This is a genomic window from Hafnia sp. HMSC23F03 (genome assembly GCF_001816025.1).
GTDB classification, from domain to species: domain Bacteria; phylum Pseudomonadota; class Gammaproteobacteria; order Enterobacterales; family Enterobacteriaceae; genus Hafnia; species Hafnia paralvei.
Window position 1 is genome coordinate 1 of sequence record NZ_KV824229.1, and the last position, 26,076, is coordinate 26,076.

Below are 26,076 nucleotides of genomic sequence, written 5' to 3' on the forward strand. Positions count from 1 at the left end.
TCAACAAACCGTGAGGCCCCCGATTAAGCCCCCAGAAACTACAGATATCAAGAAACCCGGTAGTCCTTGTCAGGATAACCGGGTAAAGATAAGCTCTTGTTTTCTAAACGTTTCAGGACTCATAGAGATGTCATGAAACTAAAATTTGGCTCCTCTGACTGGACTCGAACCAGTGACATACGGATTAACAGTCCGCCGTTCTACCGACTGAACTACAGAGGAATCGTTTGAACGAGGCGCATAATAGCGATCTCGACTGTGGCTGTAAAGCGTTATGAAGGGAAAAAATTTTGTTTGCTTAATTTATATCCAATAGATTGATATATCAGCGATTTTAACGTTGGGTACGATCAATTCTAAATTGGTATAGAAACTAAGTTAAAGCTGCAAAATATCCTGATAGCCACTAGGGGGGCAGGCTGACAAAGTCGGTACAAGCGATTTTCTTGATTCAGTGTGGTCGGCTGGGTATGAGGATCTTGCAAGGGGAAGTGTATACAGTATGCTGAAAACAAGCTTATTGAGAGTATGGAGTATCCATTAGCGCGCTGTTATCTAGTCAGCCATGAGCTATCCTGCTGACTCTCTTCATTTTCTCTCTTTTTATAACACTGGCTTTTGAGAGTCTTTCAATTCATTTTCTTAAAAACTATATTCATTTCATAATATAGTCTCTGCCGTAGACATTAACGAACAACAACCACAAATCCAAAATTGGACTTTACGTGAACTACCACTGTAATTTTTAAGATTAAATATTAATTTCCCCTCAAAACTCCACACGAATGCCATTCTATCGCATTGATAAAAAACAAAAAAGCTCACCACTCGTGAGTTTTAAGTTTACGGAAAAATATAGAAAAGTTAAAAGAAAAAACACTACATTCTCAAAATTGAGGGATTAGTCCTAATGGACAATAATTGTATAAATATTAATTTTCCATAAAATCTCGCGAAGGGTAATTTATTACTCATATCTAACCAAATACGCGTCATAACAAAAAACAAAATACTCGTCGCAATAATTATTGTAACGAGGCGTGGGGCTATCCCTGGAGAATAAGATGAACAGAAGTTACAACATCGTGTGGAATGCGGCCCGAAATATGTACATGGTCGCTGCTGAATTCGTGCACAGCGGCGGCGTACGCCGTCAGGTCCGCATTGCAACCATTGCGCTGGGCGCGCTGCTGTCGACAAACGCTTATAGTGACCCCTACAGTGACGTCATCGGGCCACAGAGCGGTGCCAGTATTACCATCGAGGATAACGTTTCCATCGAGTCATACGACGGCGTTACCGGCATCGACAGTACTACCGCTGGCGGCTCTGGCGTACAGATTAACGGCGGCGCACATGTGCTAGTCGAAGGGGGGAGTGGATCGCTTATCGGCGTCCAACTGGACAACGGAACAAATAACGATTTAGGCAGCGGAAGCAGTATAACTGTTGATAATACAAACACCGAATCGCCTGTAAACATAACGGGATTGCTAGTGGGTAATCAGCAATCCAATACCGCTATTACCGCCGATCATCTTCAAATCACCATCAACCCTACCAACAGCGAAACCGCCTACGGTTTTCAAGATGCCGGCCAGGGCGGTAGCACCGATCTGGGACAAGGAAGCAGCATCAGCGTGGCCAATAGCGGTATGAACGTTTACGGTGTTTATCTCGCCAACGGCAGCGGTGATTTCAACATGGACGACGGCACTATCTGGGTTGGCTATCCAGAGTATGGCGTTGCGCAAAACCTGACAGTAGGAATTTATAGTTCTGGTGACGCTAGCGTCAATTTGGGCAGCAATACGGATGTCCTTGCATACGGCAACTCGAATGTTACCGGTATTTCTATCGGCAATTCCGGCTCACTTAACGCCGACAACCTGTCTATCACCGTAAACGGACTGACCGGAATGGAGAATGGCTTAGAGTTGGGTAATAACAGCCACGCCGACATAGGGACGGGTGGTACGCTTTACGCCGACGGTAGCGGCTCACTGGTTCAGGGCATAACGGTTAACGGCGGCAGCAGTTTTACTGCCGATAATTTTTACATTACCGTCCTGACAACCAATACCAACTCCCCAAGCGGACGCGGCATTTTACTCAACGGCAATGGCGCAAGCGCCGATCTTGGCTCTGACTCAACGGTTGAAATGTCCGGCTTCTATGATGGGTCTGGTATCGATTTAATGACCGGCAGCGGGACATTTTCTGCCGATAACCTGACTGTCGACGTCTCAGGCAACAGGGTATACGGTATCCAAGAAGACGGCGGCTCCATGAACCTCGGCGTGGGCAGCACCGTCAGCGCCACCGGCACTGCAGAGACTATCTGGGTAAACGGCGGCGATTTCACCGCCAGCGGTCTGACGGTGAATACCGCACAATCAACGGGAATTAACGCTCAGGGCGGCTCCGACAACGTTGTTGTCAGCGTTGGCGACGATAGCGTTGTTGATGGTCGCAACGTCGGCGCAGACGGCTCCACTAATGGCATCAGCGCCACGTATGCTGGCTTTGGCAGCAGCACCACCACCTTTAACTTCAACGGCTCGGCGGCTAACCGTAACGAGATCTATGCCGTCAACGGTTACGGTGCCTCGTCGCAGTTCAGCGGCCAGACGATGAATATCTCCAACACCGACATCACCATGAGCGGTGACGGTAAATCCCGGGGATTGTGGGCGATTGGCGATAACGACATGACCAGCGGCGGCGTTATCAACGGCGATAATCTAACCATTGATATGACCGCCGCTGGCACAAACAGCGTGGGCGTTGAGGTTCAGCAAGGTGGCATCGTTAACCTGACCGGCAACACCACCATCACAACCGATGGCGGCGTTGCAATTCGGAATGCGTACACCACCGACTCCAAGGGTACGTTCGAGCCTGGCGGCACCATTACCGGCAGCGGTAACATGACCATCGAAGGCGATATTGTCAGCGACGGTTGGGGCAGCATCGATCTGACCATGGACGCTCAATCCAATTTTACCGGCGCCACCTCGGTGAATGCCGATATTACGGATCTGGATCCAGACGCGTACTCCACGCTCAACCTGACGCTGGCGAACCAAGCCCAATGGACCGTCACCGATGATTCATCGTTAACCGACCTGACCAACGACGGCAAAGTTGTGCTCGCTTCCGACATGGAAAACGGCTCGTACAGTACGCTGGATGCAGATACTATAACGCTCCAGGAGAACAGCGAGCTGGACGTCGATTATGCCGCCGCGCAGGCCAGTCAGGGCGGTACGCCGCTGATTACCGGCGGCACCATTACCCTTGATGGCGATCTCAAGGTTAGTGATTCCGAGGTCTCCGATCTTAGCGACCTTACCTCTGACCAGCAGTTGTCTCAGGGGAAAATCGTCCTGATCGACGCCGATTCAGCCATCAACGGCAACTTCTCCAGCCTGTCAATGGACTCCGCCGACCAGCCCGACTATCTAGCCTTCAGTGGCCAGATAAACCCCAACGACGATACCCAGTATCTGCTGGGTGCGGGCCTGAGCTGGTACGCGGATAGCGCATCCACGGTATCGACCACCGCCGCGCACGGCACATTTACGTTGGATGCCGGAAAATCCTTTGAGGTCACCAGCGCTCTGGTGGATGTCGCGCCCGATGCCACGACCGGCTGGGACGGCAAGACGCTGACCAAAAAAGGCGACGGCACGCTGATCCTCAGCGGTGACAACAGCTACAGCGGCGGCACCGATATTGACGATGGCGAGCTGCTGGCCACCAACGTCAACGCGCTGGGAACCGGCGATATCGACAACAGTGGTCAGCTAACATTGGATGCCAACAGCGCCTTTAATTTGACGCAGAACATCACCACCGAAAGCGGCGGTGTCACCCAGATTGATCAGGGCAGCACGCTAACGGTCAATACCCTGACTCAGGAGGACGGCAGCTCGCTGAACGTCTATCTGGATCTGTCATCCACCCAGCCTGTGATCACCGCCCAGCAGGCAAATCTGGACGGTGTGCTGAACATTACCGGCGTTGCTGATGATCCCAATCATCAATATACCGGCAGCGTCACGGTTATCGACGCTGCGCAGGACATCACCGGCGATTTTGATTCCCTCACCATCGCTGGCGCGCCTGCCAGTCAGGTGGACTTTATTAACGTCGAAGGGCGCGTGGATAGCGCGGACTCAACCAACTACGACCTGACCTTCGGCCTGACTTGGTACGCGGATCGCTACAACTCGACGGTGCCGGCGGACGGTACATTCACGTTGGCCGACGCAAGCCAGAACTTCACCCTCGGCGCAGTACTGGAAGACGTCGCCCCCAACAGCGACAGCGGCTGGGACGGTAAAACACTCACCAAAAAAGGCGACGGCACGCTGATTCTCGATGCGGTTAACACCTATAGCGGTGCGACCAACGTGGAAGAGGGCGCGCTGTGGTTGGATCCGAATGCGGTCATCGGCGTTGCGGGCAGCCAGCAGTTGGTTGACGTGGCGCAGGGCGCGGCCTTTGGCGGCGACAATGCTACGGTTAACGGCAACGTGGAAAACAGCGGCTCGCTCTATTTTGATAACACGTTCACCGTTAATGGCGACGTCACCAACAGTGGCGCTATCATCAGCGGCAGCGGTACGCTCCCTCTGCCTGCCACGCAGTTGACCGACAGCGGTCAACCCGACAATACTCTGGTGATTAACGGCGACTATGCAGGCAACGGCGGCTCGTTAACGCTCAATACGTATCTGGGCGACGACAGTTCTCCGACCGACAAACTGGTGGTTAACGGCAACACGTCAGGCGATACCACGCTTTATATTAACCAGTCCGGCGGCGAAGGCGCGCAGACCACGGACGGTATCGAGGTGGTGCAGGTTAACGGTACCTCCGACGGCGTATTCACCCAAGGCAATCAGGTGCAGGCCGGGCTGTACGAATACCGTCTGTATCAGGACAGCGGTGATGGCGATTGGTATCTGCGTTCGCAATCCACTTCTCCAACGCCGCCGGATCCTGATGACGGCGGTGACGACGGCGGCGATGGTGGTGATACGCCGGTCACGCCGCAGTACCGTGCCGACATCGGCGCTTATCTCGGCAACCAGTGGATGGCGCGTAGCCTGCAGATGCAGACACTCTACGATCGCGAAGGCAGTCAGTACCACAACGACGACGGCAGCGTCTGGGCGCGTTTCAAGGCTGGCTCCGCCGATTCTCAGGCCGCCAACGGCAATGTGGATATTGACAACAATTACTCCCAGTTCCAGTTGGGCGGCGATATCCTGACCTGGGGCAACGGTGCACAGAGCCTGACCGTCGGCCTGATGGGGAGCTACATCAACGCCGATACCGACAGCACTGGCAACCGCGGCGCTGACGGTAGCCGCTTCTCTGCCTCCGGCAATGTCGACGGCTACAACCTCGGCGTTTACGCCACCTGGTTTGCTGACGCACAAAATCACAGCGGCATGTACGTCGACAGTTGGTACCAGTACGGGACGTTTAACAACAGCGTGGATGACGGCGACGTGGGGTCAGAAAACTACGATTCCACCGCCAACGCTGTGTCGCTGGAAACCGGCTACCGCTACGATATTACGTTAAGCAATAACAATGCGGTCAGCTTGACGCCGCAGGCGCAGGTCACTTGGCAGAACTATCAGGCCGACAGCGTTACTGACAACAGTGGCACCCGCATCAATGGCCAGAACGGCGACAGTTGGACCTCGCGCATGGGGCTGCGGGTGGACGGCAAACTACACAAGAGCCAGAACTCGGTTATCCAGCCGTTTATGGAAGCTAACTGGCTGCACACCAGCGATGACACTTCGGTCTCGTTCGACAACAACGATGTGAAGCAGGATATCCCCGCCGACCGTGCTGAGCTGAAGGCGGGTATTCAGACCAACATCAACCAGCAGTGGAGTGTCACGGCCCAAGTGGCTGGACAGAAAGGCAGTAACGACTACGATGATCTGAACGGCAGTCTGAACGTACGCTACAGTTGGTAATTACAGCAATAAATATGCCGGGCGCAGCAATTGCGTCCGGCAAATTCCCCTCCAGTCAGTCATCAGCTATCCCGCAGGTTTTCTTCATTTGCTACTGTTCGATGGTATAAGTCGTTGGCCGACGATGGCTTATCGACAAGGGATGGCGGGGAGCTTGTATTGATGAGGGGGCCACATCGTATACTCGGGCCAGATATTGGGCTTGAGCCTAAACCGCTGTGGATTATTAGAACGGATAGAAAGCAAAAAGCCTGCTTAAGTTTCCTTAAGCAGGCTTTTCTAATTTGGCTCCCCTGACTGGACTTGAACCAGTGACATACGGATTAACAGTCCGCCGTTCTACCGACTGAACTACAGAGGAATCGTGTGAACGAGGCGAATAATAGCGAGCTCGGCTGTGGCTGTAAAGCCAAAATCGTTCTTTTTCGCTTGTTCGCTTATCTTGTAAGCAAAACGGTGAATAAATACCTAATTTCTAACAACTCGGAGGGCGAGAAACGGGGCGGGAAGGTGGAGGAATACTGCGTTAGCCAAGGGGGATATGAGAATGTTTGTCACGCTCGTATAAGTTATGCACTGAATTAGATAGGTATACCGATAGATAGGCATAATCGGTATTCATCGGTAAGTGATGCTAACGGGCTTCAGTCTATTTTTCACACCAACGATATGCTGGAATATCTGGGATATAGATGGGTAAACTAGACAAAATGTCCAGTTCGCCTAAATCTTCAGGCTTTTGGGGTATGAAAGGAATTATCGTTGTTTCTAACATTCTAAATCTTCCCTCGTTGGCCCTTGGAAGTAGATGCTGCTGATATGGCAACTACGAGGCTGCGTCAGCACAAATCGAATCGTTTCCCAAATAGAGTGTGCATTTAATAGACGTTCACCCATTTTGGATCGATCGTCCGATTGTTCATTTAACTGAGTAAATTCAAAATCCGGTGGATAAAGCCCCGTCACACGAATATTTTCTTTAGCCAATTGCTGTGAGAGTTTCGTTGTAAATCCGCTAAGGCCGTGTTTGCTGGCAAAAAAGCTAGGATGCGCGATTGAATCGGTAAAGTTTGGGATGCCGCATGCAGATATAATTGAGACGATATCTGCACCGTTTGAACGCCTTAATTCTGGCAGTAATGCCTGAGTCAGCAAGATTGAGCCTGTTAGGCCTGAATTAATGGTATTGATAATCTCTGAGGCGGGTTGGTCATCTAGATATCCGGACAACCACTGAGCAGCATTGAGGATGAGAATATCAATCGGAGTATCTGAACTTAATAGCTGCGAGGAAAACTGGGCAATTGATTCAGGATGATTTAAATCACAGATATAACCTCTGGCAATCCCGCCTTCGGCTGCGATCATATTGCATGTTTCCTGAATATCTTCGCGTCGTCGCGCACAAAAATCCACTTCCACACCTTCCCTTGACAGCCAGACCGCTAGAGCCTGACCAAATCCTCGTCCTCCGCCAGTGATAATGGCTCTTTTCCCTCTTAGCATCGACCTGCCTCTAATGTAGTGAGTGATAAGCATTACGTTGATGAAAATATAGCATGGGGAGTGGGAATGACATCTTTTGTTAGCATCATTCAAGCTGTTGTAGAGGGCGGGTTTGACACTTACCTTTGATTGAAGGGAGTATCAACAATCCCTCATCATTTTCGATGAGGGATACGGAAACCGGCGTGCTTGGTTTTTTATTTTCTTTTCTCATTCAATATGTTTCTCGTTTTTTACTTGGTCGTTTTGAGTTTTACCTCATCAGGTAAAAAATAATTGCCGCAGAAAGTACAAATCAGCGTCGTATTCTTACGGAGTTTTAAGGCGCTTTGCTCCGAAGAATGTGAGCACTTAGGGCAAGTCACTTGTACTGAACGATTGCTATAGAGCTTCAAGCTATCAAAGTAGGACATACGGTTTTCTCGGCGTGTATGTGGTAAATCACCATACACTGTAAACCTGTGAATAGCTTCAAATTGATTATTTATTAATCACATTCATTCTCATGTCAAATAATTCAGGCGCTTTAGCATAATTAAGTGTGATAAATTAGTGTCTCGGCGCCTGTAGCATTTCAATAGTATGCCGAGTTCAATCAACGCCATGATTGACATAATTTGTGAATACTTTAGATGAGTGCGCAAACAGCGTGATCGGTAAAGTTTTGCTCTGAAAACACCAGACACGAAGCGGCTTTTGTATATGAAAATTAGAGAAATTATCACATTAGGTTTTATGACTTTTGCGTTGTTTGTTGGCGCAGGGAATATTATTTTCCCACCTTTTATTGGTCTTAGAGCAGGGGAGAACTTGTGGTATGCGGCAGCGGGATTTTTGATCACCGGTGTTGGTCTGCCGGTTCTCGCGCTTATCGCGATGGCGCGCAAAAATGGCTCGTTAGTTGAATTAACGAAACCCGCAGGGAAATATTTCGGCCTGTTACTATCGCTTATTTGCTATCTTGCATTAGGACCTTTATTTGGTACGCCGCGTACGGCAACAGTTTCCTATGAAATTGGTATTAATCCGCTTTTTTCTGGGCAGGTGCCCTTGAGCATATTTAGCCTAGTGTTCTTCATCGCGGTGATAGTCTGTTCGCTTAATCCACTAAAACTTATTGATATTGTAGGTAAGTTTTTGTCTCCGCTTAAAGTGGTGTCGCTGGGGCTTCTGGGGTTATATGCTTTTTGGCGACCGGCAGGAAATGAGCTTTCTACTTTCCCTGAATATGTAGAAACGCCATTTTCCAGTGGAATGATCAACGGTTATCTGACGATGGATACGCTAGCCGCGCTGGTATTTAGTATTATTATCGTTAATGCAATTAAATCTCGGGGCGTAGAGCGCGCACAAAATATTACTCGTTATATGGTGATTACGGGGCTGATCGCTGCTGTGGGGCTCATTTATGTCTATATCAGTCTTTTCTATCTTGGTGCCTACAGTTTACCGTTAGCGCGCACAGCGACAAATGGCGCTGATGTTTTGCATGCCTATATCGTCAACGGTTTTGGCTTTAAAGGCAGTGTATTTTTAGCCTTTGTCATCACCATCGCCTGTCTGGTGACCGCAATTGGCCTGACTAGCGCTTGTGCATCGTATTTTAATCAGATAACCGGAAAGTCGTACAAAATGTTTGTCGTGATCTTGGCTGCGGTATCCATGCTGTTGTCAAATCTTGGGCTGACGGAGATTATCCGCTTCTCTTTACCTGCATTAACATCGGTATACCCTCCGTTTATTGTATTGGTAATTTACGGCGCGCTAGCCAAAGGTGACGACAATTCGGTCATGCTCTGTATGCCTGCTACGCTGGTGGCTTTTGTGGTGGGTATTATGCAAAGCGTGGTGCCTGCGGATGATATCCCTCTGTTGGTACAGCATTTACCGTTTTATAAAGAAGGGATGGGGTGGATTGTGCCAACGCTGGTGGTGTTTGTGCTTAGCGCATTGTGCCGTAAAGTGACGCCGTCTCAACAGGTGACAAGCTAAACGTTTGTCGAGATAACAAGCGCCTTTCATGGCGTTTGTTATCGATGCTGTTTTAGCGATAAATCTTCTCAGCGGATTTTCTTAAAGGCGTGCCGAATTTGTAGCATGTTGATAAGCACCAGTGCCGCGGTGAAAACAAATACCCAACGAAATCCTAGTACTGCCGAAACACTCGATCCCAGCATCGGGCCTATCACGTTGCCTAAATACATGAACGATTGGTTATAACCAAATATGCGGCCGGTGACGCGATCGCTGGAATATTTCAAAAGCAACGTCTGTACTGCCGGCATCAGTGCCCCATCGGCAAAGCCAAGCATAAAGCGTAAAATGCCAAGCTGGAGCGGCGAAGTCACCCATGCCATCAAGCCGAAAAGCACAACCGTAAATCCAAGTGCAGCGACTAGAATCCTTCCTGTGCCGATACGGTCGCCTAATCCCCCTAATCGTGGTGCCGATACCAGTGCGGCTATGCCGGGAACAGCGGCGATCATTCCACTAACAAACGCAATATTGCTGGTGTCAGAGGCTAACTGCCGAATAAACAGCGTCAAAATTGGGCTGATCGATGCATTTGCCAACTGAATCATCAAAGTCGTGACAAACAGCGCGATAATTATTGTGGGATACGGGAGGGAGCGAAAGACTTCTTTGCCGGTTAGCTGGTCTTCTTTTTTGACCGTAATGCGTCGTTCTTTGATTAAAAATAGCGTCACGAAGAAGCTGACAAACATCATGGCCGCGGTAGAGAAAAATACCGTGCGCAGGCCAAGATGATCCGCCATCAATCCTCCCAGCAATGGCCCTGCAATCACGCCACAGATTTGTCCTGTTGAAAGCGTACCAAGCGCCCAGCCGCTTTTTTCACGCGGAACCTGTGAGGCGACAAGTGCCATAGCATTGGGGATATAGCCGGAGGTCAAACCCATCAACGCTCGCAGAGCAAACAGTTGCCAGACGTTAGTGGCCATACCTTGAAGTGCAATAACCACTCCCATACCCAGAGAGGCGCGCAGTAACATCAGCTTACGCCCTTTACGGTCGGCTAAACTTCCCCATAGGGGAGCCACAAGGGCCGATACCATAAAAGTGGCACTGAAAACTAAGCCAGACCATAAGCTTAGTGATTCATGGTTATGTACGCCGAGTTGTTCTACGTACAGCGGCAAGAAAGGCAAGATTTGGCTCATTGCTAAGCCTGTAAAAAAGCAGCCAAACCATACCGAGATGAGGTTTACTTTCCAAGATTCCATGATGTCTCGACGGCAAGGGAAGAGCCAGATTGCGGATTTTCTATGTGATAATATCACTCTGAACAGCAATTTTGTTACTTAAAAAAAGTAAAAAGAAATGACGTTTTATTTTCAATGCATTGAATTGACGAATCTTTATCACATTTGCTAACAGTTTCTCGCCATGAGAGAAGGTTTATTTACATTTTCAGTTTTGTCTAGCGCCTAAACTAACCTCATATATCACGTCAATTTCGATGTGATGATCTATTGAAAAGTAAAATGATAATGGGAGTTTGTATGTTGACATTGAATGCTGCTGAAACCGCGCTGGTACTTATTGACTTACAGGAAGGTATTTTGCCTTTTGCTGGCGGCCCGCACTTGGCAACTGATGTTGTGGCGAGATCGGCGCGTATCGCTGAACATTTTCGTCAACATAATGCGCCGGTCATTTTAGTTCGTGTAGGCTGGTCAGCGTCTTTTGAAGAAGCGCTAAAGCAACCGGTAGATGCCCCCGCGCCAGCTCATGCGCTACCTGAGAATTGGTGGGATTTTCCTGAAGCATTGAATGTACAGCCGGAAGATATTGAAGTGATTAAACATCAGTGGGGAGCATTCTATGGCACCGATCTGGATCTCCAACTGCGTCGCCGCGGCATCCGTAATATCGTTTTAGCAGGGATCTCAACGAATATCGGTGTGGAATCAACCGCGCGCAATGCTTGGGAACATGGCTATGCGGTCGTGATCGCCGAAGATGCTTGTAGTGCGTTTGATGATATTCAGCATCAGCATAGCTTTAAGTATATTTTTCCTCGCATCTCTCGTGTTTCAGACAGCGAGAAAATTATTGCTGCGCTGCGATAAGCGCGACGACGAAATATTATTTGTGTTCATTTCCGCGGTAGCTTGGTTTGCGGAAATATCAGCAGGGAGCAGAGAGTGAAAGAGACAACATTTAGCGGTTTTACTCAGCAAGGGCTTAATTTTTTGCAGCAGGTGCGGGTAGAAAACAGCAAGGAGTGGTTTGAAGAGAATCGTTCGGTCTACAACCAGCATGTTTTGACGCCGTTTCGCGCCTTAGTGGATGAGCTTGCGACGCCAATGTTGAAGATTGATCCTCAATTTGAAACGCGTCCCGCTATTGGTAAAACGTTATCGCGCATCCACCGCGATACGCGTTTCTCTCATGATAAGTCGCGCTATCGCAGCCAGATGTGGCTTACGTTCAAGCGCCATTCCAAAGAGTGGACTGATGCTCCCGTGTTCTTCTTTGAAATCAGCCCTGATACGCTGCGCTACGGGCTTGGCTATTACTCTGCATCCAAAGGTACTATGGATCGTTTTCGTCATCTGGCGCTGCGTCAGCCGGAAGAGTTTGCGGCGGCAACCGCCTGTTGTAAAAAGCCTTTTGAGCTGGTGGGGGATATGTATAAGCGCCCATTGGTGAAGGAGCAGGATCCTGCCATCGCGAATTGGTATAACCGCAAAACCTTTGCTGTGATGGTGACAGATCATCAGGTAGAACAGCTTTTTTCATCTGCGTTGCCCGAGATGCTCGCGAAAAGATTTACCCAACTCGCTCCGCTATACCAGTTTCTCATGAAGGTTGAGATGCTAAAACAGGTGCCATTAGAGGATCTCTAGACAGGCGACTAGCGCTTTCGCTCATTTATGCAATGAACGGTTCTAGAGCAAGATATGTTGTGGTGATCTTCAGCATAAAAAAATCCCGTAACGCGATCGACGTTACGGGATATATCGCGGCTCTTGGGCGAACGGTTATTTAGGCATGGTTGCCTTCGTCGCCTTGGGTGTGAAAGGATCATTTCCCAGAGAGCTATAGGCCACTTGTTTTAATGCAAAGTTCATCACCGTAGGTGAAGGGTGCTTCTGGTTAGAGATAAATTGATATTTAGCCACTAACTCCTGACTTTTAATCCCCGTCCACTCCGAGAATAGATGCAAGAAGTCCTCAGCAGAGCGACGTGCTTTGATCACTCTACGGCGGGTGTCATCGGAGGACAGTATCATTAGTGGAACCTGATAGTTCTGCTGATATTTATCATCGTGTGACAAAAATTCATTGCTGGTGCCTTTTTCGTGAAACGCCAGCCCATGATCGGAGAAATAGATCATAGAGAAGTTCTGTCCGCTGCCTTTAAGCTGGTTATAAAGCTGGCTCAGGAAACTGTCGGTTTGCGTTATGCTGTACAGGTAGCACGAAGTCTCTTTTGAATGAACGAAAGTATCGTAGCGCCCGCCGGTACGGTCACAGGCTTTTGGATGAGAACCAATTAAGTGATAGACCACTAATTTAGGCCCATCGGTCTGAGCCTGAAGCGCATCCTCAGTAAAACGCAGAAGGTCGAAGTCGGAGGTTGCTTTGCCATCTTCAAAATCGCCTTTTTTCAGGAAACGGACATCGTCAGCACGCTTAGCAACGCTGGCGACTACGGTATCATAGCGTCCAATTTGTCCTTGATTGGAAAACCAATAGGTGTGAAAACCGGCTTTTTTAGCCAGTGTAATGATGCTGTTTTGGTATTCAGGCTTACCATCGCGAACCAGATTCAACGTTTGTCCCAATGATTTTTGAGTCGATGGGGCGGCTGAAATGTAATCATTGAAGAAAGTACCAATGACTTGGCTTTCGAACGGCGTATTGTTCCACTTGCCGCCAAAGCTGCCGTGAGCATCTCGCCGTGCGCTTTCACCGATAACCAGTACGTACACCTGCCGCTTCGCCTTCACATCTTCTACGTGCCAGGTATCAGGCACGGAGGATAATTCTTTCATCCGCGCCATCTCGGCATCGACTTCTTTCTTGCCATTAGCCACATCTTCAACAAAACGCACGACGGGATAACCGGTGTCGCTAAGTTTGAATTCACCGCCGGCTCTTAGATTAGTCACCGGTGCCAGCAACAATGCACCCACGAAAGAAAATAGGAAAAGCGATTTAGCCATCGTCCAGCGGCGTATTTGCGGCGTTTTTCTGCGTAGGATAAAAATACCTAAAATGAAAATAAACACCGCAATCAGATAGTCCCAGTAAGGGAAAATCTGCATCATTTCGCCTGCTTCTTCTGGATTCGTCGAGTATAGAGACAAAATGGAATTGAAGTTCGGCGGCCCAAATACGCGGCCAAACGGATAGTAAAACGCGGCCGTCAGCACACAAATAAACAGCACCGCTTTTTGAAGGCGGGGGAAGTAGCTACCTAATAGCAGGAAAAAGCAGCCTAACCCGATAGCATAGACCACGCTAAATTCGTAACCGAGCCCCAGGTTAATCAGAGCAGCTAAAACAAAATAGAGCAGTGTATAAGGGGTTAGTAATTCGCGAGTCTTATTCTCTGGCTCGAAAGGATTTGATGTTAAGTTCATTTTTATTATCTGAAAGGGTGCAGAGCACCAAAATTAACCGCGGGATCCATCCTCACTCACCTACAGACTCATCGCTGCCTTTGGTATGTTGTGAAGGTGTTTCCATTGTACTGTCTTTACCGGTTTCAACATCCCGAGCAAAGCTGCAAGAAGATATGCTGAGCGGGTTTGAATAGCAACAGAAACAGCGGGGCTGCGGTGTGATTTAGGATCCAAATTTAAGACAACAGCGCATTGCCAAAATTTGGCTACGCATTATAGCGAAAAGTTTAAGGACTCAGGGTATTAACAGAAGAAAAAACCGTGATTGGCAGTGTCAACCAAATGATACCGAGTAGCTCGATATCATTTGGTGATAGCAACGTTAAGCGCCCTTATGTTGGGTGTTAATGCCTTGTGTGTTATGTGACAGCATTTGGTTATTTAAATTAATCGACTGTTGGTCGGTTAATGCATCAGGAGGGATATTCATATGGCGTAAAACATCCCCCATGATTTGACCAAATATCGGCCCAGCCACCGAGCCGCCGAAGTGCTTTCCTGCGTTTGGATGGTTTACCATGACAACCAGTGCAACGCGCGGATCGCTCGCTGGAGCGACGCCAGCGGTGTAGTTCACGTAACCGCCGTCATACTTTCCGCTGTCTCCCATTTTTTCTGCAGTACCGGTTTTTATGGCTAAACGATAGCCCGGCACAGCTGCCGTCACGCCGCTGCCACCCGGTAAAGCATCGCTTTCCATCATATGAACCACGGTGCGAACGATATTCTCATCCATCACTCGTGTTCCCAGAACAGGAGGTGTGACTTTGGTAATTGAAACTGGACGGAAAATGCCAAAGGAGCCGATAGTGGCGTATTCACGCGCCATTTGTAGAGGCGTGACACGCAAACCATAGCCGAAAGAGAAGGTCGCGCGTTCGATATCAGACCAGCGCTCGCGATGCAGTGGAAAATAGCCGCTACTTTCGCCTCCAATCCCAAGTCCGGTGGAAACACCTAGCCCAAAGCTATGATAGAGATTCACCAGCACGTCAGAGGGCATAGCCAGTGCAATGTGTGATACCCCGATATCACTCGATTTTTGCAAGATACCGGTAATCGTGAGGCGCGACCAGTGCCCAACGTCCTTGATCAAATGCCCGTTGACGGGATACGGCGTCGTATCGATAACGGAATCAGGGCGAATCAGATGGCGTGCCAGACCGGCCATCACCACCAAGGGTTTAACCGTGGAACCTGGCTCGAAGCTATCGGATATCGCCACGTTGCGCATATTCTTTTGCGGTACGCCTTGGTAATTATTCGGATTATAAGAGGGATAACTCGCCATCCCTAAAATTTCACCGGTATTAACGTCCACCAACACTGCCGCACCGGAATCGGCTTTATTCAGTAAAACGCCTTCACGTAGGTGTGAGTAAAGCGCGTATTGCAGGTAACGGTCGATGCTAAGGCTGAGCGTAGGAGCTTGCTGTGCCGGATCGTCTTCCATAAGGCTAACTACGTTGCCATAACGATCTTTACGATAAACGCGATGCCCAGGTTTGCCTTGCAAAAGGTTGTTAAAACCACTCTCTATGCCGTCTAAGCCTTGCTGATCTAATCCAACGATACCGATAAGATTAGAGGCTGCATCGCTCATCGGATAATAACGGCTGGAGTCAGACGGCGTGGAGATTCCGTAGATATGAAGCTTGTTAACATATTCCGCAATACTTGATTCAACCTGACGGCCAAGATAGATAAAGTGGCGATGCGCGTTATCGAGTATCTTTGCTTTAATATCACTTTCTGGCTGTGAAAGCGCTGTGCTGAGATACGACCATTGCGCATTGGTTAAGTTAGGATCGCGTTCTAGGACATGGATAGGATCGGCAATAACATCATTTGACGCCACGCTGACCGCTAAAGGTTGCCCTTCACGATCGGTAATCGTTCCACGTAAAGGTTGAGTCACCAATGAACGCAATGAACGCTGATCGGCCTCACGCTCCAACTGAGGGTGATTCATTAACTGCAAGTAACCCACTCGACCAAGAAGTAGGGCGAGAAAAACGACAATACCTAAGCAAATTAGAACAAAACGACCCTGAAAATAATTGCCACGCGGATTCAATGGACTTCTTTTTCGCATAATTCAGCCAATAGGAAAAATTCTATATCAATAGAGGGGGATTGCTGGAATCCGCTAACTATAAAAGAGAGTGAGCAGAAAGGCTGGCTGATGAAACATTTGTTCGCACTTCAATTATCATTGAAATAAATGAAACAAATAAAAACAAAGCGATTAAAAACGAGCCTTTTTCAAGGCCATGATGCCGCTAGAGCCAACGGTATCATGCTCTCTCCACCAGTAAGTGAAAAGCGGTAATGGGAAAAATCTGGTGCGCTGTATTGTTTATGAGCTATTGATGCAGATTATTCTTTAATGGCAGGAACATGCTAAACATTTATTGATATCTCTATTTTGCAATCATATTATCCGTGCACTAAGTGTATGAGGTTAAATATGAATCTAAAATTGAAGCCGCTGAGCCGAGCAGCCATTATACTCACCGGCATTATTGGAATGGCGAGTGCACACGCTGATCTTATGGGATCGCTAAAAAGTGCGAGTGAGCAGCTTTCTTCCAGCACTGCGAGCACATCAGGTACGAACAGTTCATCACTGCTGACCGGAGCTTTAGGATCGCTCATGGGTGGAAATGCTCAAGCACTCCAGTCAACGAGCAGCGCGAATATCGGCGGCGTACTTAGCTATTGTGTGCAAAACAATGTGCTGGCTGCGGGTAACCAGAAAGTGGAATCTGTTAAAGATGCTTTGCTGAACAAACTCGGTACACAGACAGAAAGCCAATCTTACCAAAATGGTCTGAATGGTATTTTAGACCTGCAAGGTAAAGACGACGTCAATCTGAACAATTTAGGTTCAATGACGAGCGATATGAAAGCGAAGATTAAAACTAAAGTGTGCGGTATGGTTTTAGATCAGGCGAAAAAATTCGTCTAATTCAGCGTTTATATTCTGGAGGAATGGCATTTTTTAGCCATTCCTCTCTCATTTAATTTAAATAACGCCGACAGAAGTTACCCACCTCAGTGATGGCCATACGTGATTCTTTCATGCGTGGTACTAGATATTGCCAAACGTGCCACATGCCTTGCCAGCAAGAAAATAGAACGTCATTCCATGACTCTTGTGCTTTTTGTGCAAATCGTTGTGCATCGCTGAAAAGGATCTCCTCACTGCCAACCTGAATCAATAACGGTGGTAACCCCTCTAATTGACCAAATAAGGGGGAAATACCAGGATTCGTGAGCGGCGTTGATCCTCCGTAAGCGTTTACACAATGTGAGGCCTGCTGAATATGGGGAGCGAAAAACGGATCGCGCTTTAATCGAGTTTTGACAGATTCGCCACTCATGGTCAGATCGACCCACGGGCTGAGTACCGCGATAGCGGCGGGGCGAGGAAGAGCAGAAATTGATTTAATCCGCAAAGCTAATGCAAGAGCCAAACCACCACCAGCGGAGTCACCCATGATAAAGATACGCTTGGTATTAATGTTAGGTTGTACGCAAAGCCAGCGATAAACGGTTTCTGCATCATCTAACGCTGCAGGATAGGGGGACTCGGGAGCCAAGCGATAATCAACCAGCAGCAGCGGGATTTTCGCTGCATCGGCAATATAAGAGGCCATAGAACGGTGGCTTGAACATGAGCCCATGTGATAAGCACCACCGTGTAAGTAAAGAATGACAGCATCAGCACACGCATTCTCAGGCGTCAGCCATTCTGCGTAGATGCCGGAGGGTTCGACACTGCTCAAGCGAACACCACTGGCCAGCGGCATACGCTCGCCCAATTCATCCATTTGTGTACGCACGGTAGCAACGTCACTGAGGTCGGTTTGTGCAAAATGACGCTTGATCACAAACTTGAAGAAATGACTTTTTAGACTGCGCATCGGAATTCCCTTTCAAACAAACTCACAAAGGTACTGAGAGCTCTTTAGGCTCGCACATCCTGATATTCTGGTGTGGTATCAAACTCATGCTTAGCAAATGGACATAATGGGATGATTTTGCGATTTTCCTTACGCATTTTCTCCACGACTTTAGCCACTAGTTGCTTACCCACGCCTTGGCCTTTGAGCGTCTCGTCGACGTCGGTGTGATCGATGATGGCAAGGTGATCGCCTGTTAGCACAAACACGACTTCAGCGATCAAGTGACCTTGAGCGTCATTGATGTAAAAATTGTTGTCACCTTCGAGGATTTCCACCGCAGACTCCCTATTTTTGATGATATTTAAGCGCGCCGCTTGGGCAGGTGTTGATAACGCTCATGACGGTGTTCACGTCGACGCTATCAGGCATGATCCACGGTTGGCGATCTAGCTTGAAAAGACGGCTATTTCCTCTCACGCAGTTGCCGGAGTGCTGGCAGATGCTCAGGTTGAAATAAACATCAATATCTTTGCCGTGGTACTGGCGGTAGCCAGCATCAAGCAGTTCTTGATCCATCGTGATTCTCCTACGGCGTTGCTGTTGGTCAATTGACAAGCACTGACGTAATTATGGTTATAGAACATAAGTAATAGACTAACCAAAAAACGCGGTGAGAGGCATCAACGTCATGGCCTAAGGCCCAAATTAGGAATTGACCTTATAACGGTACAATTAAAACGTCAGTATGTGTTTTATCAATAATATGAGTTGCTGAATTTAATATTCTTTTCAAGAAACCTTCACAGTGGTTACCGCATATCACTAAATCAACGGGATCTTCTTTGCACGCGTAGATCACGCCATCAGCCAGTTCTCCATTGCAGACAATGGTACGACTAATGGGATAATCGGCCTGTTGACGTAGCTCCTCTAAAAACAGGTTGGCTTCCTCATGAATCAGTTCACGTAACGAACCGAGCATGGAACCTGCAAAGCTAGCAGTAAGATCGGCTTCGTTACATAAGGTCAGAAGTGTGATCGAGCCCTGATAAGGGCGAACAATAGCGATAGCCTTTTCAACTAACTTAATGCTGTCCGGTGCCTGTGCAACGGCAACGAGTACTCTCCTGTAGCTCATCTCTGCCTCCATTCCTTATGACAATAAAAACATTTTAAAGAATAGACCACAGATTAGCTGTGGTGAAAATCACAATCAGTTTTTGCCTCTGGATAAATAGCACTTAGATCTTAGAACCCACTCCGGTAAGTGGATGGCTGATTTTTAAACGGAATAGGAACGGGGAGAGTGAAATAACGCTTTATGCGTATAGCGAATAGTTTGGTGCCTACGACGGGATATTAGGGGGGCTATTTAATGTGCAAAAAAGAATAAGCCAATACGAATAAGGAATAAGCATGAAGGAAAATAGGTCAGTAAGGCACAGAGGGGAAAAATAAAACGAATGGTATTATTTTGGTTTTATCTATCAGTTGAAACCGTTTACACAGTGACGGATTTCACGTTATTCACATTTGTTCAGCATCTTTCTCAAGGTCAGCTAAAAATTTATAAAATGATGTTTCGATTTAGTGGCCTAAATAACCCTAAAATTCACTCCTAGCAGCAACATAATTTACAAGGGTTATTTATAGAATCTATATGACCACTCGGCTGTTAGGCCTAAATACTCAGTAAAGCTATATATGTAGCGTTTTAAGCTTTTAATTTGCATTTTGATAATTTTTAACTCGAAATATCCGTATTTTTTATATGATTATTGTGAATGATATGTTTGAGATTCAATTGCTTAGCATGTCCTAAAGTGGCTCATACTTTTTGACCGATTAATGAACTATTAAGTGATTAGTAATATTTATTTACTGATTTTTTGTGATGCACATCACGTTTTTCTTAAATTAATCTGAGGCGCTCGTTGTATATATCTCTTAATCGGGGGTAGAGTTGCCACGAATCAGGAATATTCTTATTTTTTTATGAATGTCCTTTGAACCGGTAGTCTGAAAAATTGTACGTCTAAGATACAACTTCCAGCGTAATTACGGTTGAGTCCCTTGAGTTTTTTGGGGGGCCTCGGTGAGGTTAGGCTTTCATTTGAGCAGATAGTTATCAGGCACCATTACTTTTCGCACTTTGCGCGTTATGAGTAATTGGTGCATTTCATTATGTTGGCGAACAAAAATTTAACAGGGGGAGATAATGAGTACCTCTGAAATACTCAAGCATATTTATGACATCAATTTGTCATATTTGTTATTAGCGCAGCGCTTAATTCACGAAGAGAAGGCCTCAGCGATGTTCCGGTTGGGGATTAACAATGAAATGGCTGACTCATTGGCTCTTTTGACCCTGCCACAAATGGTCAAATTGGCAGAAACCAACCAGTTGGTGTGCCAGTTTCGTTTCAGCGATCACGAAACGATTCAAAAACTAACGCAAGAGTCTCGCGTTGACGATCTCCAGCAGATTCACACTGGGATTATGCTTTCCAGCCATTTGTTGAAACAACTTTCGCCAACTGATACCTGCCCCCCTCACAAAAGAGTCTGATAATGAGCGAAAAAAGCATTATTCAGGAAGCCCGCGATATTCAACTGGCGATGGAACTTATCTCTCTGGGGGCTCGCCTCCAGATGTTAGAAAGTGAAACACAGTTGAGCCGTGGCCGTCTTATTCGGCTCTACAAAGAGCTGAGAGGCAGTCCTCCACCCAAAGGCATGTTACCTTTCTCGACTGACTGGTTTATGACGTGGGAACAGAACATTCATTCATCAATGTTCTACAACGTCTATGCCTTCATGATAAAGAGTCAATCATGCCGTGGTGTGGAGGCGGTAATCCGCGCGTACAAACTGTATCTTGAACAGTGTCCAGTGCCTCCAGGTGAGCAGCCTGTTCTGGCTCTGACACGAGCGTGGACATTGGTTCGCTTTGTTGACAGCGGGATGTTGGAGTCTGCTCCATGCTCTTGCTGTGGTGGTTCATTTATTGCTCATGCACATCAGCCATTAAGCTCATTTGTATGCAGTTTGTGCCAACCGCCATCACGAGCGATAAAAAAACGTAAACTTTCTGACAATCTTGCCGATATGTTCCCACAATTGCTCAATGAGCAAGAGAAACGCGTGGTGTAACCTGATTGAGGCAATCAGTCTTATAGGTTGGCGATCGGTGGTGTGGCTTTAAACGATGTTATCAGGTCAACCCACCGGTTATCTTCCTTTCGAGCCGTCATCCGACGGCCTCTGAATTCTCCTTCTCCGTCCTCCCGGACAGCGCGTTACACCCAATTTCCATTCTGAGCATTAAGGAATTCGCGTGCTTATTCTATTGGGTTATGCCGTTGTAACAATCGCCGTTCTTGGCGGTTATGTGATCGTGGGGGGGCATCTTGGTGCTCTGTATCAGCCTGCTGAACTTCTGATTATTGCCGGTGCTGGTATTGGCGCTTTCATCGTTGGGAACAACGGCAAAGCCATCAAAGCGACACTTCGTACGCTACCCAAGCTGGGGCGCGGCGCTAAATATAACAAAGCGCTTTACATGGACGTGATGGGATTGATGTATCTCTTGCTCGCTAAGGCGCGCCAGCAGGGGATGCTCACGCTTGAGCGCGATATCGAAAATCCGCAAGAAAGTGAACTTTTCTCTAATTATCCACGGATTCTGGCCGATAAGATCCTCATTGAGTTCATCACGGACTACATGAGATTGATGGTGAGCGGCAACATGAATGCGTTTGAGATTGAAGCCCTGATGGATGAAGAGATCGAAACTTTCGAGAGCGAAGCGGAAGGGCCTGCCGACAGTCTGGCGATGGTCGGCGACTCCTTGCCCGCGTTTGGTATCGTGGCCGCGGTGATGGGCGTTGTGCATGCGCTTGCGTCGGCCGACCGTCCTGCTGCGGAGCTGGGTGCGCTGATTGCGCATGCCATGGTTGGGACTTTCCTCGGGATCCTGTTGGCCTATGGGTTTGTTTCGCCGTTGGCTTCTCTGATGCGCCAAAACTGTGCCGAAACCGTCAAAATGATGCAGTGCATCAAAACTACGCTGTTATCGAGTTTACATGGTTATGCTCCACAGATTGCGGTCGAGTTTGGTCGTAAAACGCTGTATTCCACCGAGCGTCCGTCATTTATGGAGCTTGAAGAACATGTGCGTCAGGTGAAATCACCTGCGGCGCAGCAGTCGGCGGTGGAAGAGGAAGTATGAAGAATGGCAACCGCCCGATAATTCTGGTTAAGAAGCGTAAACCCTCGAAAAAAGGGGGGCACCACGGTGGCTCATGGAAAATCGCTTACGCCGATTTTATGACGGCGATGATGGCTTTCTTTTTAGTGATGTGGCTGCTGGCAATAGCCAGTCCGCAGGAGTTAACCAAGATTGCTGAGTATTTCCGTACACCGTTGGCAGTCGCGTTGACTCATGGCGATCGTTCCAGCGCCAGCACTAGTCCCATTCCCGGTGGCGGCGACGACATGATGCAAAAAGAGGGTGAGGTGGCTAAATCAATGCCCGATCCAGCCACTAAAGCGGATAGCGAAAGGCTTAAGAAACTGCGTAAGCAGATTGACCAACTCATTCTGACCGACCCAAGGCTCAAAGCGTTACAGCCGCATCTGCTGATTAACATGATGGATGAAGGGCTACGCATCCAGATTATTGACAGCCAAAACCGACCGATGTTTGAAAACGGCAGTGCCAGAGTAGAACCCTATATGCGCGATATTTTGCGTGCGATAGCGCCGATTCTGAATGACGTACCTAACAAGATTAGTCTTTCTGGACATACGGATGATTTGCCTTATGCCAGCGGTGAGCGCGGATACAGTAACTGGGAACTTTCAGCCGATCGCGCCAATGCCTCGCGTCGAGAACTGATTGCGGGCGGTTTGGCGGAAGGGAAAATTCTGCGCGTGGTCGGTATGGCAGACACCATGAGCCTGAAATCGCAAACCAGCGACGCCGCGATTAACCGACGAATCAGCATTCTGGTATTGAACAAAAGTGCGCAACATAACATTGAGCATGAGAATTCAGAAAGTCAGGAGATGGATTTTTCCAATCCTGCGGCGATGAAGCAGTGGAGCGAAGGAGGCGCGGTAAATCTTGCGCCACAGGCATCACCGGTACAGACCAGCCCGCTGGCGCCGATGAATGACCATATTATTACGACAACACCGACCGAAAAGAGGTGACCTGTGAGCATGGATATTACTGCGTTTTATCAAACGTTCTTTGATGAAGCCGATGAACTGCTGGCAGATATGGAGCAGCACCTACTGGAGCTGGACCCAGAAGAGCCAGATATAGAGCAACTTAACGCGATTTTCCGTGCGGCGCACTCCATTAAAGGCGGTGCCGGAACCTTTGGTTTCAACATATTGCAAGAAACCACGCATTTGCTGGAAAACCTACTCGACGGTGCGCGCCGCCATGAAATGCGCCTGAGCACCGATATCATCAACCTGTTTCTGGAAACCAAAGATATTATGCAGGACCAGCTCGATGCCTATAAATCCGCGCAGGATCCCGATCACGCCAGTTTTGAATATATCTGTCAGGCATTAAGGCAGTTAGCGCTAGAAGCTCAAGAGGTGAGTGGATCTGCAACTGCGGAAAACCCGCATCTTAAAGCCGTTGCCGAAGAAAACGCAGATGCCGGTCAGAATACCAACAACGACGGAGCCAAAGCATCGGCGTTACCTGATGGCTGCATATCTCTCTCGCTGTGCGGACTAAAACCGCAAGAAGTCGCTCTGATGCTAGAAGAGCTCGGCAATTTAGGGACGGTACGTGAACATACCGAAACGGCTCATGGCCTAGACGCTGTGCTAGAAACCACCGCCAGTGAAGATGATATAGCGGCGGTGCTCTGCTTTGTATTAGAGCCTGAGCAAATCGCGTTCAACCATACACTGCCTGAAAAGGCAGAAAACACGGTTTCGCAACCGGCTGCGCCAACGGCTGAGACCCAGCCTAAAACGGTATCTGCGCCAGAACTCAAACTGGTTCAGGAACCCGCAGCGCCACGTACCGAAGCCCCAAAACGTGCGGCAAAAGCAACGGAAAGCACCAGTATTCGCGTAGCGGTTGAGAAGGTCGATCAGCTCATTAATTTAGTTGGTGAATTGGTTATTACCCAGTCCATGCTGGCACAGCGCTCGGATATGCTAGACCCGGTCGATCACGGTGATTTACTCAACAGCCTGGGACAATTGGAGCGTAACGCGCGCGACCTGCAAGAGTCCGTCATGTCGATTCGCATGATGCCAATGGAGTACGTCTTTAGCCGTTTTCCTCGTCAGGTACGCGATCTGGCTGGCAAGCTTAACAAGCAGGTGGAAATTACGTTGCTAGGTAGCTCGACCGAACTGGATAAGAGCTTGATCGAACGTATTATCGATCCGTTAACCCATCTGGTGCGCAATAGCCTCGACCATGGCATTGAAACCCCTGAGGTGCGTGTTGCGGCAGGCAAAAGTCCAGTGGGGAATCTCACGTTATCGGCAGAGCATCAGGGCGGAAATATCTACATCGAAGTGATCGATGACGGTGCTGGTTTAAACCGTGAACGTATTTTAGCTAAGGCGCGTTCGCAGGGAATGGCGGTCAGCGACACCATGACCGACGATGAAGTCGGGTTGCTGATTTTCGCACCGGGTTTCTCCACGGCAGAACAGGTCACTGATGTTTCTGGGCGCGGCGTGGGTATGGACGTCGTGAAACGAAATATTCAGGAAATGGGCGGCCACGTTGAGATCCAGTCGCGAAGCGGGAAAGGCACCACGATTCGTATCGTGCTACCGCTAACGCTGGCGATTCTTGACGGCATGTCGGTCAAAGTGAATAACGAAGTCTTTATTTTGCCGCTTAACGCCGTGATGGAATCTCTGCAACCGCGTGAAGAAGATCTTTATCCGTTGGCGGGTGGCGAGCGTGTTTTACAGGTTCGCGGCGAATATTTACCGCTGGTGGAACTGTATAGCGTGTTTGACGTTGAAGGCGCAAAAACTGATGCGATGCAGGGCATTGTGGTGATCTTGCAAAGTGCAGGGCGCCGCTATGCATTGCTGGTTGATCAGCTGATTGGCCAGCATCAGGTCGTGGTGAAGAACTTAGAAACCAACTACCGAAAAGTGCCGGGGATTTCTGCGGCGACGATTCTGGGCGATGGAAGCGTTGCGCTGATCGTCGACGTTGCCGCGCTACAGAGCATTAATCGTGAAAAACGCTCCGCGGTTTCCGCTGCATAGCGTGAACCGAATCGTTATCTATTTAGCCAGCAGGCTACTGCTGGCGGTTAAATACCCTAATTTGTAAAGGTGAACTAACATGACAGGACTGGCTTCTGTAACCAAACTGGCGGGAGAAACTGTAGGGCAGGAGTTTCTGGTTTTCACCCTCGGAGATGAAGAGTACGGCATTGATATCTTAAAAGTACAAGAGATCCGTGGCTACGATCAGGTCACACGTATTGCCAATACACCGGCTTTTATCAAGGGTGTGACAAATCTGCGTGGCGTCATTGTGCCTATCATCGATCTGCGAGTGAAATTCTCTCAGGAAAATGTGACGTACAACGACAATACCGTTGTCATCGTGCTTAATTTCAGCCAGCGAGTTGTCGGGATTGTGGTTGACGGCGTATCGGATGTTCTGTCGTTAACTAACGAACAGATCCGCCCAGCACCGGAGTTTGCTGTCACGCTATCCACGGAATATCTAACCGGATTGGGATCGCTTGGTGAGCGCATGCTGATCTTGGTCGATATTGAGAAGTTGTTGAGTAGTGAGGAGATGGAGTTGGTGGAGGGAATGACGGCGTAGTAGCCTGCTTCGCAGGTGCGCGAATCTCGCATTTCGGCCTTAACGGAACGAATGAAAATAGGGCGGTGTAATTTTTCGTACGACTGTAGTTGATGTTGTTTTGCGTCAGGTTTCGTACGCCTAATGCACCGAAACCTGCATGC

General features: G+C 48.4%; 19 protein-coding genes, 2 tRNA genes and 1 pseudogene. 11 read left to right on the forward strand and 11 right to left on the reverse strand.

The genetic code is table 11. From position 1 onward, the window contains the following. Nucleotides 1-146: 146 nt before the first annotated feature. Nucleotides 147-222 (reverse strand) — tRNA-Asn (locus HMPREF3091_RS10980). An 842-nt stretch (nt 223-1,064) separates the two neighbouring features. Between HMPREF3091_RS10980 and HMPREF3091_RS10985 the strand changes: the two genes are divergently transcribed. Continuing rightward, the gene (locus HMPREF3091_RS10985; protein ID WP_070715863.1) at nt 1,065-6,008 is read left to right on the forward strand and encodes an autotransporter outer membrane beta-barrel domain-containing protein; all 4,944 of its coding nucleotides are present in this window, start codon (nt 1,065-1,067) and stop codon (nt 6,006-6,008) included. Nucleotides 6,009-6,293: 285 nt separating this feature from the next. On the opposite strand, the gene HMPREF3091_RS10990 is transcribed toward HMPREF3091_RS10985, so the two are convergent. From HMPREF3091_RS10990 to HMPREF3091_RS22900, 3 genes are all read right to left on the reverse strand, one after another. Next, nucleotides 6,294-6,369: transfer RNA gene (locus HMPREF3091_RS10990), tRNA-Asn, on the reverse strand. Nucleotides 6,370-6,776: 407 nt separating this feature from the next. After that, complete coding sequence (locus HMPREF3091_RS11000) at nt 6,777-7,514, reverse strand: SDR family oxidoreductase (protein ID WP_070715866.1); 738 nt, start codon at nt 7,512-7,514, stop codon at nt 6,777-6,779. A gap of 233 nt (nt 7,515-7,747) precedes the next feature. Further along, nucleotides 7,748-7,927 carry a YnfU family zinc-binding protein gene (locus tag HMPREF3091_RS22900; protein WP_071778698.1) on the reverse strand — a complete coding sequence of 60 codons (180 nt, stop codon included), beginning with the start codon at nt 7,925-7,927 and terminating at the stop codon, nt 7,748-7,750. Between the two features lie 289 nt (nt 7,928-8,216). Between HMPREF3091_RS22900 and brnQ the strand changes: the two genes are divergently transcribed. After that, nucleotides 8,217-9,506: a branched-chain amino acid transport system II carrier protein gene (gene brnQ / locus HMPREF3091_RS11005; protein ID WP_070715867.1), complete on the forward strand. Its 1,290-nt coding sequence runs from the start codon at nt 8,217-8,219 to the stop codon at nt 9,504-9,506. A gap of 68 nt (nt 9,507-9,574) precedes the next feature. Here brnQ and HMPREF3091_RS11010 read toward each other — a convergent pair whose 3' ends face one another. Then, nucleotides 9,575-10,759, reverse strand: coding sequence for a multidrug efflux MFS transporter (locus tag HMPREF3091_RS11010; RefSeq protein ID WP_070715869.1), 1,185 nt, complete (start codon nt 10,757-10,759; stop codon nt 9,575-9,577). Between the two features lie 279 nt (nt 10,760-11,038). On the opposite strand from HMPREF3091_RS11010, the gene HMPREF3091_RS11015 reads away from it, so the two are divergent. Further along, entirely contained in the window at nt 11,039-11,608 is a 570-nt protein-coding gene (locus tag HMPREF3091_RS11015) for a hydrolase (RefSeq protein WP_070715871.1), read from the forward strand. A gap of 75 nt (nt 11,609-11,683) precedes the next feature. Further along, the gene (locus tag HMPREF3091_RS11020; protein WP_070715872.1) at nt 11,684-12,388 is read left to right on the forward strand and encodes a DUF2461 domain-containing protein; all 705 of its coding nucleotides are present in this window, start codon (nt 11,684-11,686) and stop codon (nt 12,386-12,388) included. A gap of 135 nt (nt 12,389-12,523) precedes the next feature. Here HMPREF3091_RS11020 and HMPREF3091_RS11025 read toward each other — a convergent pair whose 3' ends face one another. Together HMPREF3091_RS11025 and ftsI are read right to left on the reverse strand one after the other, a co-directional pair. Then, nucleotides 12,524-14,131 carry a phosphoethanolamine transferase gene (locus HMPREF3091_RS11025; RefSeq protein ID WP_070715874.1) on the reverse strand — a complete coding sequence of 536 codons (1,608 nt, stop codon included), beginning with the start codon at nt 14,129-14,131 and terminating at the stop codon, nt 12,524-12,526. Nucleotides 14,132-14,495: 364 nt separating this feature from the next. Beyond that, nucleotides 14,496-16,268, reverse strand: coding sequence for a peptidoglycan glycosyltransferase FtsI (gene ftsI / locus HMPREF3091_RS11030; RefSeq protein ID WP_070715877.1), 1,773 nt, complete (start codon nt 16,266-16,268; stop codon nt 14,496-14,498). A gap of 375 nt (nt 16,269-16,643) precedes the next feature. On the opposite strand from ftsI, the gene HMPREF3091_RS11035 reads away from it, so the two are divergent. Next, complete coding sequence (locus HMPREF3091_RS11035; protein ID WP_035502939.1) at nt 16,644-17,144, forward strand: DUF2501 domain-containing protein; 501 nt, start codon at nt 16,644-16,646, stop codon at nt 17,142-17,144. A 52-nt stretch (nt 17,145-17,196) separates the two neighbouring features. Here the strand turns inward: HMPREF3091_RS11035 and HMPREF3091_RS11040 are convergent, their stop codons facing one another. From HMPREF3091_RS11040 to HMPREF3091_RS11055, 4 genes are all read right to left on the reverse strand, one after another. Continuing rightward, nucleotides 17,197-18,102 (reverse strand): alpha/beta hydrolase, encoded by a 906-nt coding sequence (locus tag HMPREF3091_RS11040; protein ID WP_070715878.1) that lies wholly within the window; start codon nt 18,100-18,102, stop codon nt 17,197-17,199. Nucleotides 18,103-18,146: 44 nt separating this feature from the next. After that, on the reverse strand, nt 18,147-18,419 hold the full coding sequence (locus HMPREF3091_RS11045; protein ID WP_070715880.1) for a GNAT family N-acetyltransferase: 273 nt from the start codon (nt 18,417-18,419) through the stop codon (nt 18,147-18,149). Nucleotides 18,420-18,429: 10 nt separating this feature from the next. Next, nucleotides 18,430-18,660, reverse strand: a complete 231-nt coding sequence (locus tag HMPREF3091_RS11050; protein ID WP_070715882.1) for a (4Fe-4S)-binding protein — start codon at nt 18,658-18,660, stop codon at nt 18,430-18,432. A gap of 142 nt (nt 18,661-18,802) precedes the next feature. Further along, nucleotides 18,803-19,222, reverse strand: a complete 420-nt coding sequence (locus HMPREF3091_RS11055) for a universal stress protein (RefSeq protein ID WP_008813164.1) — start codon at nt 19,220-19,222, stop codon at nt 18,803-18,805. A gap of 1,080 nt (nt 19,223-20,302) precedes the next feature. Here HMPREF3091_RS11055 and flhD point away from each other — a divergent pair. From flhD to cheW, 6 genes and pseudogenes are all read left to right on the forward strand, one after another. Further along, entirely contained in the window at nt 20,303-20,653 is a 351-nt protein-coding gene (gene flhD / locus HMPREF3091_RS11060) for a flagellar transcriptional regulator FlhD (RefSeq protein ID WP_004091432.1), read from the forward strand. Between the two features lie 2 nt (nt 20,654-20,655). Further along, on the forward strand, nt 20,656-21,237 hold the full coding sequence (gene flhC / locus HMPREF3091_RS11065; protein ID WP_004091434.1) for a flagellar transcriptional regulator FlhC: 582 nt from the start codon (nt 20,656-20,658) through the stop codon (nt 21,235-21,237). Nucleotides 21,238-21,421: 184 nt separating this feature from the next. Then, nucleotides 21,422-22,315, forward strand: a complete 894-nt coding sequence (gene motA / locus HMPREF3091_RS11070; RefSeq protein WP_004091436.1) for a flagellar motor stator protein MotA — start codon at nt 21,422-21,424, stop codon at nt 22,313-22,315. Further along, a pseudogene (gene motB, locus HMPREF3091_RS11075) lies at nt 22,312-23,143 on the forward strand (flagellar motor protein MotB); the annotation flags it as partial. The gene motA and the pseudogene motB, both read left to right, overlap by 4 nt. A 161-nt stretch (nt 23,144-23,304) precedes the next feature. Beyond that, nucleotides 23,305-25,359 (forward strand): chemotaxis protein CheA, encoded by a 2,055-nt coding sequence (gene cheA, locus HMPREF3091_RS11080; RefSeq protein WP_139146211.1) that lies wholly within the window; start codon nt 23,305-23,307, stop codon nt 25,357-25,359. Nucleotides 25,360-25,438: 79 nt separating this feature from the next. Next, nucleotides 25,439-25,933, forward strand: coding sequence for a chemotaxis protein CheW (gene cheW / locus HMPREF3091_RS11085; RefSeq protein ID WP_008813167.1), 495 nt, complete (start codon nt 25,439-25,441; stop codon nt 25,931-25,933). The last annotated feature ends 143 nt before the right edge of the window (nt 25,934-26,076 follow it).

Bases quoted from the DNA above. Each gene is read 5' to 3' on its own strand.
- HMPREF3091_RS11010 (WP_070715869.1), bottom strand. From the start codon at position 10,759: ATGGAATCTTGGAAAGTAAACCTCATCTCGGTATGGTTTGGCTGCTTT.
- HMPREF3091_RS11025 (WP_070715874.1), bottom strand. From the start codon at position 14,131: ATGAACTTAACATCAAATCCTTTCGAGCCAGAGAATAAGACTCGCGAA.
- HMPREF3091_RS11015 (WP_070715871.1), top strand. From the start codon at position 11,039: ATGTTGACATTGAATGCTGCTGAAACCGCGCTGGTACTTATTGACTTA.
- HMPREF3091_RS22900 (WP_071778698.1), bottom strand. From the start codon at position 7,927: ATGTCCTACTTTGATAGCTTGAAGCTCTATAGCAATCGTTCAGTACAA.
- HMPREF3091_RS11000 (WP_070715866.1), bottom strand. From the start codon at position 7,514: ATGCTAAGAGGGAAAAGAGCCATTATCACTGGCGGAGGACGAGGATTT.
- flhD (WP_004091432.1), top strand. From the start codon at position 20,303: ATGAGTACCTCTGAAATACTCAAGCATATTTATGACATCAATTTGTCA.
- cheW (WP_008813167.1), top strand. From the start codon at position 25,439: ATGACAGGACTGGCTTCTGTAACCAAACTGGCGGGAGAAACTGTAGGG.
- brnQ (WP_070715867.1), top strand. From the start codon at position 8,217: ATGAAAATTAGAGAAATTATCACATTAGGTTTTATGACTTTTGCGTTG.
- HMPREF3091_RS11055 (WP_008813164.1), bottom strand. From the start codon at position 19,222: ATGAGCTACAGGAGAGTACTCGTTGCCGTTGCACAGGCACCGGACAGC.
- HMPREF3091_RS11035 (WP_035502939.1), top strand. From the start codon at position 16,644: ATGAATCTAAAATTGAAGCCGCTGAGCCGAGCAGCCATTATACTCACC.
- HMPREF3091_RS10985 (WP_070715863.1), top strand. From the start codon at position 1,065: ATGAACAGAAGTTACAACATCGTGTGGAATGCGGCCCGAAATATGTAC.
- ftsI (WP_070715877.1), bottom strand. From the start codon at position 16,268: ATGCGAAAAAGAAGTCCATTGAATCCGCGTGGCAATTATTTTCAGGGT.
- HMPREF3091_RS11040 (WP_070715878.1), bottom strand. From the start codon at position 18,102: ATGCGCAGTCTAAAAAGTCATTTCTTCAAGTTTGTGATCAAGCGTCAT.
- HMPREF3091_RS11050 (WP_070715882.1), bottom strand. From the start codon at position 18,660: ATGGATCAAGAACTGCTTGATGCTGGCTACCGCCAGTACCACGGCAAA.
- flhC (WP_004091434.1), top strand. From the start codon at position 20,656: ATGAGCGAAAAAAGCATTATTCAGGAAGCCCGCGATATTCAACTGGCG.